The 13,838-nt window shown below is 47.8% G+C and carries 12 protein-coding genes; 6 read left to right on the top strand and 6 right to left on the bottom strand.

Features of this window, described 5'->3' with window-relative positions:
- Nucleotides 1–98: 98 nt before the first annotated feature.
- Together ACJJIB_RS18070 and ACJJIB_RS18065 are read left to right on the top strand one after the other, a co-directional pair.
- Nucleotides 99–476, top strand: a complete 378-nt coding sequence (locus ACJJIB_RS18070) for a YybH family protein (RefSeq protein ID WP_252083142.1) — start codon at nt 99–101, stop codon at nt 474–476.
- Nucleotides 477–487: 11 nt separating this feature from the next.
- Nucleotides 488–1,399, top strand: coding sequence for an alpha/beta hydrolase (locus tag ACJJIB_RS18065; protein WP_444887067.1), 912 nt, complete (start codon nt 488–490; stop codon nt 1,397–1,399).
- Between the two features lie 402 nt (nt 1,400–1,801).
- Here ACJJIB_RS18065 and ACJJIB_RS18060 read toward each other — a convergent pair whose 3' ends face one another.
- The gene (locus ACJJIB_RS18060) at nt 1,802–3,214 is read right to left on the bottom strand and encodes a hypothetical protein (RefSeq protein ID WP_444887066.1); all 1,413 of its coding nucleotides are present in this window, start codon (nt 3,212–3,214) and stop codon (nt 1,802–1,804) included.
- A 242-nt stretch (nt 3,215–3,456) separates the two neighbouring features.
- Nucleotides 3,457–4,929 (bottom strand): MocR-like pyridoxine biosynthesis transcription factor PdxR, encoded by a 1,473-nt coding sequence (pdxR, locus tag ACJJIB_RS18055; protein ID WP_444887065.1) that lies wholly within the window; start codon nt 4,927–4,929, stop codon nt 3,457–3,459.
- A 103-nt stretch (nt 4,930–5,032) separates the two neighbouring features.
- Between pdxR and ACJJIB_RS18050 the strand changes: the two genes are divergently transcribed.
- Nucleotides 5,033–5,632 carry a pyridoxamine 5'-phosphate oxidase family protein gene (locus ACJJIB_RS18050; RefSeq protein ID WP_444887064.1) on the top strand — a complete coding sequence of 200 codons (600 nt, stop codon included), beginning with the start codon at nt 5,033–5,035 and terminating at the stop codon, nt 5,630–5,632.
- On the opposite strand, the gene ACJJIB_RS18045 is transcribed toward ACJJIB_RS18050, so the two are convergent.
- From ACJJIB_RS18045 to ACJJIB_RS18035, 3 genes are read right to left on the bottom strand one after another with little or no spacing between them, the layout of a single operon-like run.
- On the bottom strand, nt 5,625–6,095 hold the full coding sequence (locus ACJJIB_RS18045; RefSeq protein WP_444887063.1) for a GNAT family N-acetyltransferase: 471 nt from the start codon (nt 6,093–6,095) through the stop codon (nt 5,625–5,627). The genes ACJJIB_RS18050 and ACJJIB_RS18045 overlap by 8 nt on opposite strands.
- A 55-nt stretch (nt 6,096–6,150) precedes the next feature.
- Entirely contained in the window at nt 6,151–7,113 is a 963-nt protein-coding gene (locus tag ACJJIB_RS18040) for a S41 family peptidase (RefSeq protein WP_444887062.1), read from the bottom strand.
- Nucleotides 7,110–7,649, bottom strand: coding sequence for a MarR family winged helix-turn-helix transcriptional regulator (locus ACJJIB_RS18035; protein ID WP_444887061.1), 540 nt, complete (start codon nt 7,647–7,649; stop codon nt 7,110–7,112). The genes ACJJIB_RS18040 and ACJJIB_RS18035 overlap by 4 nt, the downstream gene beginning before the upstream one ends.
- A gap of 195 nt (nt 7,650–7,844) precedes the next feature.
- Between ACJJIB_RS18035 and ACJJIB_RS18030 the strand changes: the two genes are divergently transcribed.
- From ACJJIB_RS18030 to ACJJIB_RS18020, 3 genes are all read left to right on the top strand, one after another.
- On the top strand, nt 7,845–10,715 hold the full coding sequence (locus ACJJIB_RS18030; protein ID WP_444887060.1) for an ExeM/NucH family extracellular endonuclease: 2,871 nt from the start codon (nt 7,845–7,847) through the stop codon (nt 10,713–10,715).
- A gap of 265 nt (nt 10,716–10,980) precedes the next feature.
- Nucleotides 10,981–11,355 carry a hypothetical protein gene (locus ACJJIB_RS18025; RefSeq protein ID WP_444887059.1) on the top strand — a complete coding sequence of 125 codons (375 nt, stop codon included), beginning with the start codon at nt 10,981–10,983 and terminating at the stop codon, nt 11,353–11,355.
- Between the two features lie 35 nt (nt 11,356–11,390).
- Nucleotides 11,391–11,756, top strand: coding sequence for a VOC family protein (locus ACJJIB_RS18020; RefSeq protein ID WP_444887058.1), 366 nt, complete (start codon nt 11,391–11,393; stop codon nt 11,754–11,756).
- A 116-nt stretch (nt 11,757–11,872) separates the two neighbouring features.
- Here the strand turns inward: ACJJIB_RS18020 and ACJJIB_RS18015 are convergent, their stop codons facing one another.
- A complete protein-coding gene (locus ACJJIB_RS18015) occupies nt 11,873–13,684 on the bottom strand; it encodes a hypothetical protein (protein ID WP_444887057.1) in 1,812 nt (603 codons plus the stop codon).
- Nucleotides 13,685–13,838 lie beyond the last annotated feature (154 nt).

Raw genomic sequence — 13,838 nt, 5'->3', positions numbered from 1 at the left:
ACACTAATTTAACTTTATGGCTGTTTATCAAAAGGCGGTGTCTGGGGCACTATGCTTGCAGAAAGTTAATACTTAATTATCGTGAAGAGGAATCTGATTTGAATAAGGCATTAATTGAGAAAACTGTAATAGCCAGCGAGCGTTGGAAGTCATTTTTCAACCAAGGAAATGCAGAAGGCTGCGCTTCTATGTACGAAAAGGATGCGCAAATGATGGCCAAGCCATTTGGGCTATTCCAGGGGCGGGAGCAGATACAGGCTTTCTGGGAAAATCTTGTGGCTCAGGGGTTCTCAGATGTGACTTACCTGGATACAAAAATCGAGGCAATAGATGACACTTCAACCGTACTTTCCAGCAACTGGAGAATGAATAACGCGCAAGGAGTAATTACACGAGAGCTCTGGGTTCTCCAGGAGGACGGCACAATGCGCCTGCGAGAGGACCATTTTGAAGCCTTGGACAAAAATGCGAAGTGAAAGGATATAACATGAACGAATATTGGAATAGTTTTACTCGGGAAAAAACTGACGAACAGTACAATCCGACTCTGTGGAATCATCGTTTGCCGCCAGAAAAATTGTTACCAGCTCATGTAGAATTCACAGAGAATCACAGCTCCAATTACCGACAGGCGATCAAAGGTGGACTGCAAACAGTTAGTTTTGGGGAGGGGGAATTATCAGGCTCAATGGATATTTTTAGGCCTGAGAATGTTGCTGAAGATGCACCCATAGTCATTTATATCCATGGAGGTTGGTGGCAATGGTTCTCAAAAGAGCAGTTTTCTTTCCTGGCTGAGCCTTTTAATAGAAAAGGGATTGCTGTTTATATGCCTGGTTATCGTATGGCCCAGGATTGGAATAATGGCGTGCCTATGGAGTCCATAGTAAAACAGACACAGTATGCAATGGCTAAGGTACTTAAGGAGGCAGAGCTGAGAGGTGCGCCTGCAGTTTACCTGATGGGGCACTCGGCAGGTGGTCAGTTAGTAGGGATGTTACATCAGACAGATTGGAGCCAGTTTGATATTTCAAAATCTACGCAGGATAAGTTCAAAGGCGCATTTTCTCTGGCTGGGCTTTTCGATATCCGTCCACTGGTGAATAGCTTTGTCAATGACACGATTAATATGTCAATGGAGTCGGCGGAGAAGGTAAGCCCACAGTTAATGCCGCTAAGTGAAGGTAGAAAGCTCTGTCCACTACATTTAATAGTACCTGAATTTGATACTCCTGAGTTTTTTCGTCAGACAAAGGAGTATCAAGAAAAGCTATTAAAATCCGGAAATCCCTGTCATTTTATTATTGCAAATAATCGTGATCATCTTGATTTACTTGAAAGATTACTTGTCGAAGATGATGAGGTGCTAAGTTATCTCTTGAATCATATTTTGGTTTAGTTTTAAAGTTAGGGCATGGCAAGTAATGTCCATGTCTTCCTTTCTAAACTGTATTTAAAATTTTGAAATAAATTATAGAGAAATCCTAGGTGGGGTGTCTTTTAAATAAATAGCTTAATTTTTCTCACTTGGTTTCAAGTAATAAAGATAAGCCTCTATTGACAACCAAGTTGTATGGCTCAGAGTTTGTCTTTTTTTAATATAGAAATTCTGTGCTCAGCTTTAACAAGCTTTTAATTCTTTAGTAACCTGTTTTTGATGTTTAATTTTTATCCAAGCCTTTTGTTTAGGTTTTTCTGATTCCTGTGCTAAATTTTTGTGTGAATAAATTATGTGGATAAAAGAGTAGAGAGCCGCGAATGGACGCTTATCAGTTTGACCAAGATTAAGTCGGATTGATGATTAGTGTTTTGTGCTGTCTTTTCTATAAATATCTATAAGTATCAATATATAAAATAAAGGAATCAGTGTGAGTGCTGCCAAGTGCAATGCTATTATATCGTTTTCTTTGCTGGATGGGCTCACTGAAAATACAATTATTTCCAGGATGAAAAACAAGATAAACAATAGATGTTTATCCAGCTTAGATATGGATTCAAACACCTTGGAACCAAGCAGCCAGTAACGCCAGGATTTGCATTTCAAAGCATCAAAAAGATAATAAAGGCCACAGGTTAAGCTCACTAAAGTTGTGAGTAGTAGCTCAAACACCCAGGCCGGGGGCTTGCCAGGGGCTGGGGGCCAAACATTGGTTACTCCAAATTCGGTAAAGGAGAGAATGGCGAATAGTCCGGTAGTTAATAGAACAATAGGGAACCGAAAAACTAATATGACCATACAGATTGCGGCAGAGACTTCGAAAACCCTTTGAATGGGCATAAAAATATTGGCATGCTCTGCAACCCAGGCTAATGCGTTGCGAAACCATAGCGGGGTGTTTCCGTATTCTACATAGGAGTTCACCAGCCCTCTATAGCCCTCTACGGTAAACCAGTTCAGTAAGCTGTCTTCATAAACCTGGAAAATCAACATAACACCTATGGTGATGGTGAACAGGTTAATCCAACGCCCTACCAGTAGGTTGGATTGTTCTGTCTGTAAGACCATGCGATATCGGTCTAAAAATTTTGAAAGTATCGCTAGGGCGGCAATGGTGATACTGGATAAAAGGCTGGCTAGAAGTATGTGATTGCCGCCGTTGCGCGACATCAAAAATATCGCAAACAACACGCTAGATGCCACAATCACCCAGAGGCACCAGGACAAAAAGCTTATATCGGGTGCCAGAATACTACCCAATAGACGCTGGTGATAGGGCGTAGGATGAGATGAGGCTTGATCGGATGGTTTCTGAATGTTTGGGGTGAAGCTACAGCTGCTTACCGCTAAGACTAATGCATATAAAGCCGGTGATAAAAACTCAAAGAACCAGCTATTTTCGCCCATATAAGTAAAGCCCCATAATACTATGAAGCTCACAAACATGAGTAGGGCGCCTAGGGTCATTAATACCCGCAATATTAAGAGTACCCCGGCAAGTAGAATGACAAAATGCAGTGAGTAAGTCAGGCTGGTGATGTGCGGGGTGAAAAATATGGCTAAAGATTGAATAGCTGCGGGGACTTCTTCCGTTCGAATAAGCTGCTCTAATACGGCTGCAAAGGCCAGCGGAGCCATCTCGCCATTCAGGTAGCGCATAATGACCAGTTGGATACAGGCGGCGCCTAAAAAAAGGCTTATCATGGCTAGCCATGCAGTTTGCGAGGTTGCCGCTTTTGTTTGGCTAGTATCTAAAGTTTGACTGGAATTGTGCATAAACCCAGCCTAGTTGAATTCGACCCCCATAGATCAATCCTTGTGCCAAAAAAAGTTCGCTATTTCAGCGTGTTTCCATCCAAGTTGTTGTCTTTATCGGCAATAGGAAAGCGTGGATAACTTCAGGCTAGGGCTGGCCAGGCATATGCGGGGTGAGTGTATATAAGAAATACACTAACAATATTTTCTACTGACCATGGCATAGAAATGCTGTTGCCAATAATAATGATATTGAAAGTTTGCTAGCTGAATGAGTGTGTTAAAAAACTCTGCAGAAGATCTATACAGTCCTCTCGTTGTTGTTTACTGGTATTGGCAAACCCTAATACCAGGCCATGGTTCAATGATTTATCGGGGTAGAAAAAAGAAAGTGGCGTGCTACCGAAGCGGTGCTGGGCTAATTGCTTTGACAGTTCTAGGTCATTCCTGCCGGGCGTGGCGAGTACCAAGTGCATTCCGGCACTACTTGCGATGAGTTGCGCCTGGGGTTCAAGTTTATCTCTTGCCAAATTGCAAAAATGCAGCCATTTTTCCCGATAGTTGATGCGCATTTTGCGCAGGTGTCGTACGAAGTGTCCCTCGTCAATAAAGTCGGCCACAACTGCCTGGGCAAGTAGGGGGGAGTGGCCGGAGAGTATTTCCTTTGCTCGAGCAAATGCCTGTACAAAGGGTTTGGGAACGATCATGTAACCTAAACGCAGGCCGGGCTGCAGGCTTTTACTGAAGCTGCCCATATAGATAACCGGGGTATGCTCTGCCATTCCCTGGAGAGCGGCGACAGGTTTGTGCTTGAAGGAAAATTCGCTGTCGTAGTCATCCTCTAAAATCCAGCATTGCGTCTTGCTGGCCCAGTCCAACAGCTTTAGCCGTTCACTGGCAGGCATGACTCCGCCCATGGGGTACTGATGGGTTGGCGTGGTGTAGAGGACTCTGCCATGCAGTTTGCTTTTGATCAGTGCATCCACGTCTAAATAGCCGCTTTGCAATTCTGCCAATGCCAACTTGGCGCCGCAGGCTTGAAACACCCATCGGGCGCGGCGGTAGCCAGGGTTTTCCATGATGGCGGTATCTCCGGGGCTTAGTAGCACTTGTGCGCACAGGCTCAAGGCTTCCTGGGCGCCATTGGTTATGATGATCTGGCTTTCATCACAGAGCACTCCGCGGCAGCTGCGCAGGTATTCTTCCAGTGCCTGGCGTAAGGGTGGATGGCCCTGGCTGTGCCCATAGCCAAGCAGTGGAAACCTATCTTTGTGGCGCCTGTAGAGTCTGGACCAAATAGCTAAAGGAAAGGCATTGAGATCCGGTATACCCGGTGAAAAAGGTAGAGATACGCCGCTGTCGGTTTTAAATGCCGTTGCAGTCTGCAGCTTTTGGCCAAGGGCTGAGAGCCCTGGTAAGGGAGCGGTACCATCGGAGCCTTGGGAATGCCATGCCTGGTGCTGTGGTTTCTGTACGTAAGCGGGTAGGGCGCTAGATACAAAAACGCCCTGTCCGACACGGCTGGTAACAAAGCCCTCTGCTTTGAGCTGCTCTAACACCAGTGTGACCGTATTGCGGCTGATATTCAGGGTGGAGGATAGTCTACGAGAGGAGGGGAGCTTGCTCCCTGCTGCGAGACGGCCGCTACAAATCCACTCCACCAGGTTGCGGTATAGCTGGCTTTGTAACGGTTGCCTGGGGTCCAGGGTTAAGTCGGCAAAATCGGGGCTGCTCAAACTGGCACCATTAACTGATTAAAACTGGATCTAATCAGAGTACCAGCAACTCCCTATATTGGCGATATCTGTTGTTGATAAATCGTTGTGGGAGTTTTTAAGAATGGTAGTTTCAGATTCCGCAAAGAGTGAACTGCCGGTAACTGAGAAAAGCCGGGTGCGCCGTGCTGCCAAGAGGGCCAGTTATCGTCGCGAGGATATTTATCGTTTGGTCGATGAACTGAAGCTGGGACATATTGGTTTTACCCAGGATGGTGAAGTGATTGTTATTCCCATGACGGTATGGCGCCATGGGGACTTTTTGTATTTTCATGTGCTCAATAAAAGCCGCTTGCAGAAATTACTGGATTCGGGGCAGCAGGTGTGTATTTCCTTTGCCCACTATGACGAATGGGTCCTGGCTAAATCCGCCTTTCATCATAGTGCCAACTATCGCTCGGCAGTTTTGTTTTGCCGTGGTACGCGGGTACAGGACCCAGAGGAGTTTGATGCGGTTTTCAAATCTATTATCGAAGATATCGAGCCCGGCCGCTGGAACCAGGTGCGCGCTCCAAATCCTCAGGAGCGCAAGGGTACGGCCCTGATGCGCCTGACCATAGAGGAAGGTTCTTTTAAAAGTCGCACAGGGGCGCCATCAGACAATAAAGAAGATCTCGATTTACCGGTTTGGATTGGCACTAAGCCCGCCTGCCCGTTTAGATAGCATCAGCCTCTTCAGGAGTTTTGTTGGTGAAGTTGATAATGGCAAGCATATCTTCGTTGTCCTTATCCATACCCACTTCAGTAAAACCAAAACTGGAATAAAAGTCTTTAGCCACTGGGTTTTTGGGGTTGTAGCAGATTTCTATTTGCTCGATATTGGGTGTTTGCCGGATTTCTTGTAGGGCTAGCTGAAGCGCTGCCCTACCTATCCCCTTCCCCTGCTGCTTCTGGTCAACCATAAATCTCCAAATGGAAATTTTTTCACGGCTCTCTTTCACCCACATAAGAAAACCAACGGGCTTTTCTCCCATATAAATCGCACGGGTTTCATATCCAGAATTGAACTGTGCCTCCACCAGTGACCACATATTGCAGGCAACGTATTCTTGCTGCGCTTCGGCGACATCCAGATCGCAGACCGCCTCATAGTTATTCTGGGTTATAGGTTGTAAAGAGGTACGCATTGTTGAGTTCTACAATTCCATTGCTTTAAAGTTTAGGTGTGCTTTAAAACGCAGTTTATTTTTTAAGAACCTCTAACGCCACCTGTAAAATTTCTTGCTCGCTGGTTTCAATATTCGGCCTCACCCCCTGACCCTCCCAGTTAACCAGTTCCTTAGATAAAGTCGAAACCGGGCGGCTAGAGGGAATTCCAATTTCAAAGCTAAATGGCAGGGTCTGAGGCGCATCCATCATATGGGCTCCGCCGGCGCTGGCACTACCGATAATAGTGGCTCTACCCAGTTGTTGCAGCGAGAAGGCGATGCTTTCTGATGCGGAGAAGGAGCGCCCATTGATCAGTACTACCATGGGTCTCTGGGTGCCATAGGCTGGCCAGGGAAGTTCTTTGATGCGTTCAGGGGAATGTTGCTTCTCTCTGGTTTCAATGACATATGGCAGGGGGTTAGTGGGGTCCACAAAGGATTCGAGGATGGCAGTGGCTGTATCACTATCACCACCGCCATTATTGCGCAGGTCTAATATCAGACCGTCACTGTGTTGCAACAGGGTAAATGCCGCTGCCAGGCTTTGCCGTGCATTTTCAAAAGTGTGGAATGAAGAGAGTTTGAAGTAGGCAATATTACCGGGCAATAACTCTAGTTTCTTTACACCATAGTTGTTCTTGGGTGCCTCGGCCCGCCACTGTGCTATCCAGTTGTTGGAATCTTCGTTAGGGCTTACCGGCTCCAAATAGAAATGTTTGTCTCCGGACAGTGTTCGGATTTTCTCGGTAATTAGCTTGGCAAAACTTTGGGAGTCCCGACAAAGGCGCAAAGCTTCAGGGCTGCTGGCCATCTCAGACAACGCCAGGGAAACACTCTGGGCTTTGTCTGCGAGTACATAAGTTTCTGCAATAGCGCTGGCGGCGGATTGGATAACTACGGTGGGATTAAACTGGCAATCCTCATCGTTGTCACTTGCGTAAGTCGCTGAAGAGATGGTGTGGCATAGGGCCAGGCTGAAGGCGGCAATCAGTTTCATGGCTTTTTATTCTCCTTGGCAATGCACTGCTGAATGCGATCGAGATAGGGGTGTTCCTGCAGAGCGGCAATCGCCTCTTCGACGAGTGCTGTTAGAGGTGCAGACAGTTGCCGATTTAATGAACGTTCCGCTTCAACGGTGGCTTGCCAGTGGACTTCAAGCTTTGGTAGTAAGCGCTGGCCTTTACGGCTGAGGCGGACCTTGCGCTGGCGTGCATCCTCCCCGGTGAGGATTTCTAACAATCCCTGCTGGACCATATCTCTGACCGTCTGGCTGACCGCCGGCTGGGAGATTGCGGCACTGGCCGCTATTTCATTGATGGTGACCGGGCTCTTGTGGATAAGGGCTCGCATCACCGGTGTATAACGCGGCTTGTAGTTTTTAATACCGCAGGTGCGGTAACTATCTGCGACATCGCCGTCCAGTAATTCGATTAAGTGCCTGAGGCGAGTACCCAGCTGGCTGTATTTCATAGTGTTGAATTTATATAAGTGCTTATATAAATGATTGTAGAGTATCTCCCTACGTTGTGGCATTTCCTCAACCTCCTGTGAACCCGTTAACCCTTCGCTTGATCGCGGACACACAGTTTTAAGTTGCCGGCAAATGCCAAGCCTTTCCAATCAACATACATTGAAACCGAAATTTAACATTTGTTTCATCGAAATTTAGGAATTCCCCGCCACTCTTTGCGCCGCTTAATCCGTATCAGGCAACTGGGAATAACGACGATGAAACAATTTGGCTTGGCTGCTCTGGCAGCCCTGGGTCTTCCACTGATGGCTGCAGAGGTCCAAGCCAGCGACCTCATTATCTCGGAGTACATTGAGGGCAGTGGTAACAATAAAGCGCTGGAAATTTTTAATGGCGGTGAAACTGCGATTGATCTGAGTGATTACGCCATCCAGCTTTTTTTCAATGGTTCCGATAGCGCCTCCGCGAACATTTCTTTGAGTGGCACTTTGCAGGGCGGTGCGGTATTTGTTCTGGCCCACGGCAGTGCCGATACAGTGTTGCTGGATCAGGCCGACCAGATTTACACCAGTGGCCTGTTTAATGGTGACGATGTAGTAGCACTTGTAGGTCCCAATGGTTTTGTTGATGTGATCGGCCAAATTGGTACTGACCCTGGCAGCCAGTGGGGCAATAGCAGCCTCGGCACACAAAACCAAACACTGGTACGCAATCTGGATGTGCAGACAGGCCGCTCCGATGGCAACAGCACCTTCGATCCCGCTCTGGAGTGGTCCAGTGAGGGATTGAATAATTTTGATCACCTGGGCTGGCACGGCGCCGATGGTGGCAATGGCAATGGCAATGGCAATGGCAATGGTGACGGTGACGGTAATGGCGGTATCGAGCTGGGGGCCTGTGGCGATGCGGCAACCTTAATCAGCCAGATACAGGGCAGCGGTAGCGCGAGTGCGCTTGAAGGCGAGCGCCACGAAATCGAGGCGGTGGTTGTCGGCAATTTCCAAGATCCCAATACCGGCTTGGCCGGTTTCTTCCTACAGGAAGAGGACAGCGATCAGGATGGCGTGGATGCGACTTCAGAAGGACTGTTTGTACACGACAATGGCTTCGGTGTGAGTGTGCAAGTTGGCGACCTGGTGCGCGTAGGGGGTATCGTCGATGAATTTTTTGATTTCACTGAGTTGAATCAGGTTGATGGTGTCAGCGTTTGCGGAAGCGGTTATCAGGTAACGGCGGCTAATGTACAGATGCCGTTTGGCTCTGTGGCAGAGCAGGAGCAGCTCGAAGGGATGCTGGTTGAATTCCCGCAGAGCCTCACCGTTAACGGACATTACAACCTGGGCCGCTATGGCGAAGTGATCCTATCCAATGGCCGCCTGTACATCCCCACCCACAACAATATGCCGGGCGCTGCAGCGGCGGCTCAAGTGGAAGCCAACGCACTCAACCAGATTATTCTGGACGATGGTTCCACAGTGCAAAATCCCGAGACAATGCCATATCCGGCCTCGGGTCTCAGCGCTTCTAACACCTTGCGCAGTGGCGATACTCTGGAGGGGCTTACCGGAGTGATGGGGTACGGCTTTGGTGCCTACCGTGTTCACCCTGTGGAAGTCCCCCAATTTACCCCGGTCAATCTACGCGATGAAGCGCCCATCTTACCGGGTGATGGCAGCCTGCGCGTTGCCAGCTTTAACGTGCTGAATTACTTCAACGGTGACGGTAACGGAGGTGGCTTTCCCACTTCGCGCGGTGCCGATACTTTGGAAGAGTTTGAGCGCCAAAGAGAGAAAATTATTTCTGCAATCCTACGCATGGAAGCCGATATTGTCGGCTTGATGGAACTGGAAAACGACGGCTACGGTGTCGATAGTGCCATCCAGGATCTGGTCAATGGGCTCAATGCTGCAGCATCAGGGCACAGCTACCAGTTTGTGCAGCCGGACCTCACGCAGCTGGGCAGTGATGAAATCGCCGTGGGCATGATTTACCGCAGCGACCGCGTTATGCCGATTGGCAGCGCCGTTACTCTGCAGGATTATCCTTTTGATGACGGTAACCGCCAGCCGCTGTTACAGGCATTTGCCGAACTCTCCTCCGGTGAGCGTCTCGCCGTGGTGGTGAACCACTTTAAATCCAAGGGAAGTTGTCCAAATGATGGCAGCCTGAACAGCGATCAGGGGGATGGTCAGGGCTGCTGGAATGCTCTGCGTACTCAGGCTGCCGATGCCCTGGTGAGTTGGGTTGAGAATGACCCCACCGGAACTGGAATTGACCGTGTTTTAGTGCTGGGCGACCTCAACAGCTACGCCATGGAAAATCCAATTACGGCTCTTGAAGGGGCGGGTTATACCGACCTTCTGGAATGGTACGGAGCGGGACAGGCTTATTCCTATGTCTATGACGGCCAGTCTGGCTACCTGGATCATGCGCTGGCCAGCCCTTCACTGGCTCCGTTGGTTACTGCCGCTATGGACTGGCATATCAATGCCGATGAACCGCGAGTGCTGGATTACAACCTTGAACACAAGAGCCTAGAGCAGCAGGAAAACCTCTACTCTACAGGCCCCTTCCGTGCATCCGATCACGATCCCTTAATTGTTGAGCTGGATCTGAGTGCAGATAACCTAGCGCCCACGGCAGAATTCAGCTGGGAGTCTGAAGGGTTGTTGATTAATTTTATCGATAACAGCAGTGATGCAGATGGTGAGCTGTTGAGCTGGTCCTGGGATTTTGGCGACGGCTTAACCAGTAGCGAGCAAAATCCCAGCCACACTTTCGATGTGCCGGGTAATTACTTGGTACGTTTGCAAGTAAAAGACGATCGCGGTGCGGTATCCACACAGGAGCAGATTGTTGAAGTGACGGATGATGCGATTTCACTGCAGGCCAACTTTAAAATGCATCGCTTTTTCCGTTGGGTATGGGTAGAAGATCGCAGCCAATACAGCGGTGATAATAAACTGCAATTCCACTGGGATTTTGGGGATGGAGTACAGCGCAACGGTCGTTGGGCGTTACATCGCTACGCACAAACGGGTAATTACGAAATTACTCTCACAGTGAGTGATGGTGAGGACGCTGAAGATAGCGCCTCCCAAGTAGTAAAAATTTCCTGGCCACGATGATATATGTCAATTTTTGATTAATAATAAATATTCTGGTTGCCCTGGCGCTGGGGTTTTGAATTCCCTGTCGTCGCTTCACCAGGATTTTTTGAGTTGATAGCTTTTCCCTAGAAGCGAATGGCCGCACCCTGGTGGTGCGGTCTTTTTTATTTCGCTCTCCTTAAAAAATTAATTACCCCCATTTGTTTTTAAGCTGATGACCCCCTTTGGGAGAAAGAAGGACCATACTAGGTTCTGTCTTGTTGGGTTATAGGGGCGCCCCTTTATGTCGTGTGCATTCAAAAGTCTCGTAGGTTTAAGCCTGGAGTGGACTGGCACCCATTATTCCGAGGTGGGAGATTTCCCTGATCTCTCCACCTATGTTGTCAGTTATGAGTCAGAATCCAACTGCTATATCACTGCCGGTGGCAAGCTGGTATGTGAAGCCAGTTACTCGTATGCGCCTATGGGAGTACGTATGGCAGCACTGGTTTATCGGCCGAATATCTACCAGGGGCGGCGTGGAGTTGTTCTTTACGCCATGTTGGATTTTGACCTGATGATGGATCGTGCCGTTATTATGCATAACGATCAACCCCTCGCGCTGGCCAATGGCAGTTTTCGGGTGGTTGATACACCGGAAAAACCCGTCATTGGTTAGGGGAGAATTAAATTAAAATATCGGGAGAGCTTGGTATGGATAATCATGAAAAAATTAATTATGTAGAGTTCCCATCTAAGAGCCTGGCAAAAACCAAGGCTTTTTTCACTGAGGCCTTTGGCTGGGAATTTACAGATTATGGACCCGAGTACTCCGCTTTCTCCGGCGCAGGCTTGGACGGTGGCTTTTTCCAGGCGGATATGCACAGCTCAACAGTGAATGGTGCCGCGTTGGTAGTACTCTATAGTTCTGACCTGGAAGATACGTTACAAAAAGTCGAGCGGTGCGGTGCTAAGGTGGTCAAACCTATTTTTTCTTTCCCCGGAGGAAGGCGCTTTCATTTTGCCGAGCCCAGCGGCAATGAATTTGCGGTTTGGTCAGATATCGGAGAGAAACAGTAACTTTAGGTTGTACCAATAAAAAAGCCCCCGTGGGGGCTTATTGATTTTGTGCTAAGAAATTTTCGCTGAGCCCTCAAGCTGATAATTCAGTTTGTTTCTCATCGGCTAATTAAGCGCTAATAGATATATACTGCTCCGCTAGAGTATGCTGAATTATCTTGCTGATTGCCGCCGATGCCCGTGGCGCCACTATCTTCTTGAAAGGCCCCTACCGCTAAGGTCTGGCCATCTGCGCTGAGGCTGATATTACCAAAACCAAAATAGTCTCCCTTTTCGGTATTACTGGCTTTTAGGTAGGCCTTCTGTTGCCAGTTGTCCTCACTTCGGGCGAAGATATACACGGCACCAGACCAATCTGCACTATTATCGCCTTCATCGCCATTAATGCCAATGGCACTGCTACCCTCCCGAATGGCTCCTACCGCTAGGGACTGGCCATCGGCGCTAAGACTGAGAGATCCACCAAATCGGTCATAAGAATTTGTATTACTTGCCTTAATATAAGCTTGTTGCTGCCAAGTATCGTTGTTGCGAATAAAAATATAAGCTGCGCCAGCACTCGTTGCCTGGTTGTTATTTGCATCGCCATTAATACCGGAAGCATTGCTACTCTCAGCTGTAGCTCCTATGGCCAGGACCTTGCCGTCTGCGCTTAAACTGAGTGAAGAACCAAAATAATCACCTTCATCAGTGTTACTAGCTTTTATGTAAGCCTGTTGTTGCCAGTCGGTGTCACTGCGGGCAAAGATATACACCGCACCAGAATTATATGTACGATTGCTACTTTGATCGTTGTTAATACCGGTAGCACTGCTATTTTCATTTGGTGCGCCCACTCCGAGTATCTGGCCATCGGCACTGAGGCCGACAGTATAACCAAAAAGGTCATTTTCATCGCTATTGCTAGCCTTTATGTAGGCCTGCTGTTGCCAGGTGCCTTTATCTCGGGTGAAGATATAGACTGCTCCGCTATCCTCTCTTGAAGCCCCAACAGCTAAAGTTTGGCCATCGCTACTAAAGCTGAGTGAATCACCGAAGTTTTCAGAGGCATCTGTATCACTGGCCTTAAGGTAGGCTTGTTGCTGCCAGTCATCTTCATTGCGGGTGAAGATATAAACACCACTATCAGTACCTACTGCAAGAGTCTGGCCATCGGCATTCAGACTGAGTTCTGAACCAAAATACTCCCACTTTCTATTGTTGTTGGCTTTAAGGTAGGCCTGCTGTTGCCAGCCGCTTTCACTGCGAGTAAATATATACACCGCACCGGATTCATCTGCATCATTATTGCTTCCATCTCCATTAACACCTGTGGTGTTGCTATCCTCTCGAGGTGCCCCTATTGCTAGGGTCTGGCCATCAGCACTAAGGCTGATTGCTTTGCCGAAATCATCGTGAGCATCTGTATTACTCGCTTTGAAATAGCCAATGCTTCCGGTCAGTAAAAAATCGTCAACAGAAAGTATCGTTGAATCACTACATCTTTCTTGAGATCCCTCACCGTTGCAGGCCTGTAGAATATATTGCGCATTAGTTCGGGAATAGAGTGCTGTTTCTAGTTTTAGTGTTAGGGATTCATTACCTTGGGGAATATATTCAGCAACCCGTCTAAAACCGGAAACCCCATCGGGGTTTTCCAGTAAATGATAGTGGCTGGCATTTTCAGCATCAATCCACGCGAAGCGGAACTTCTTTATTGCCTCAAAACTTAAAGCAATTAGCTTTACTTGCTCTGGTGCAATAGAGGTGTCACCTCCATTTGAGGGATCTTCTGTTGCCGGTGGAGTACCGTCTCCTGTTGAAGGGGTACTTGCTACCGGTGAATTTTTTTCAGCAGTATCGCCGGTGCTACTGCTACCAGATCCGCCACCGCTACAACCGGATAGGAGTAAGGCAATTAGGGAGATCTTTATAATTTTTCTGTTCATAACTTTTGACTGGTTATCTTTGGCGCCTGATTATGCAGTTTGTATCTGTGGGAATTCAAATATTACTTTCTATAATTTTATTTTTTCATAAAATTTTTTTAATTGGCGGGCTTCTATAGATTATGTTTTCGAATGTTGTGAATTTTGCACTCTG

The sequence above is a fragment of the Microbulbifer mixtoriginis (SeqCode) genome, from assembly GCF_052467705.1.
The sequence above is the reverse complement of the archived record's forward strand: the minus strand, read 5'-3'. Positions and strand labels throughout refer to the sequence as shown.

Excerpts from the sequence above, each read along its gene's own strand:
- ACJJIB_RS18025 (WP_444887059.1), top strand. The coding sequence starts at position 10,981 with ATGTCGTGTGCATTCAAAAGTCTCGTAGGTTTAAGCCTGGAGTGGACT.
- ACJJIB_RS18065 (WP_444887067.1), top strand. The coding sequence starts at position 488 with ATGAACGAATATTGGAATAGTTTTACTCGGGAAAAAACTGACGAACAG.
- ACJJIB_RS18015 (WP_444887057.1), bottom strand. The coding sequence starts at position 13,684 with ATGAACAGAAAAATTATAAAGATCTCCCTAATTGCCTTACTCCTATCC.
- ACJJIB_RS18060 (WP_444887066.1), bottom strand. The coding sequence starts at position 3,214 with ATGCACAATTCCAGTCAAACTTTAGATACTAGCCAAACAAAAGCGGCA.
- ACJJIB_RS18045 (WP_444887063.1), bottom strand. The coding sequence starts at position 6,095 with ATGCGTACCTCTTTACAACCTATAACCCAGAATAACTATGAGGCGGTC.
- ACJJIB_RS18020 (WP_444887058.1), top strand. The coding sequence starts at position 11,391 with ATGGATAATCATGAAAAAATTAATTATGTAGAGTTCCCATCTAAGAGC.
- ACJJIB_RS18030 (WP_444887060.1), top strand. The coding sequence starts at position 7,845 with ATGAAACAATTTGGCTTGGCTGCTCTGGCAGCCCTGGGTCTTCCACTG.
- ACJJIB_RS18035 (WP_444887061.1), bottom strand. The coding sequence starts at position 7,649 with ATGCCACAACGTAGGGAGATACTCTACAATCATTTATATAAGCACTTA.
- ACJJIB_RS18040 (WP_444887062.1), bottom strand. The coding sequence starts at position 7,113 with ATGAAACTGATTGCCGCCTTCAGCCTGGCCCTATGCCACACCATCTCT.
- ACJJIB_RS18050 (WP_444887064.1), top strand. The coding sequence starts at position 5,033 with ATGGTAGTTTCAGATTCCGCAAAGAGTGAACTGCCGGTAACTGAGAAA.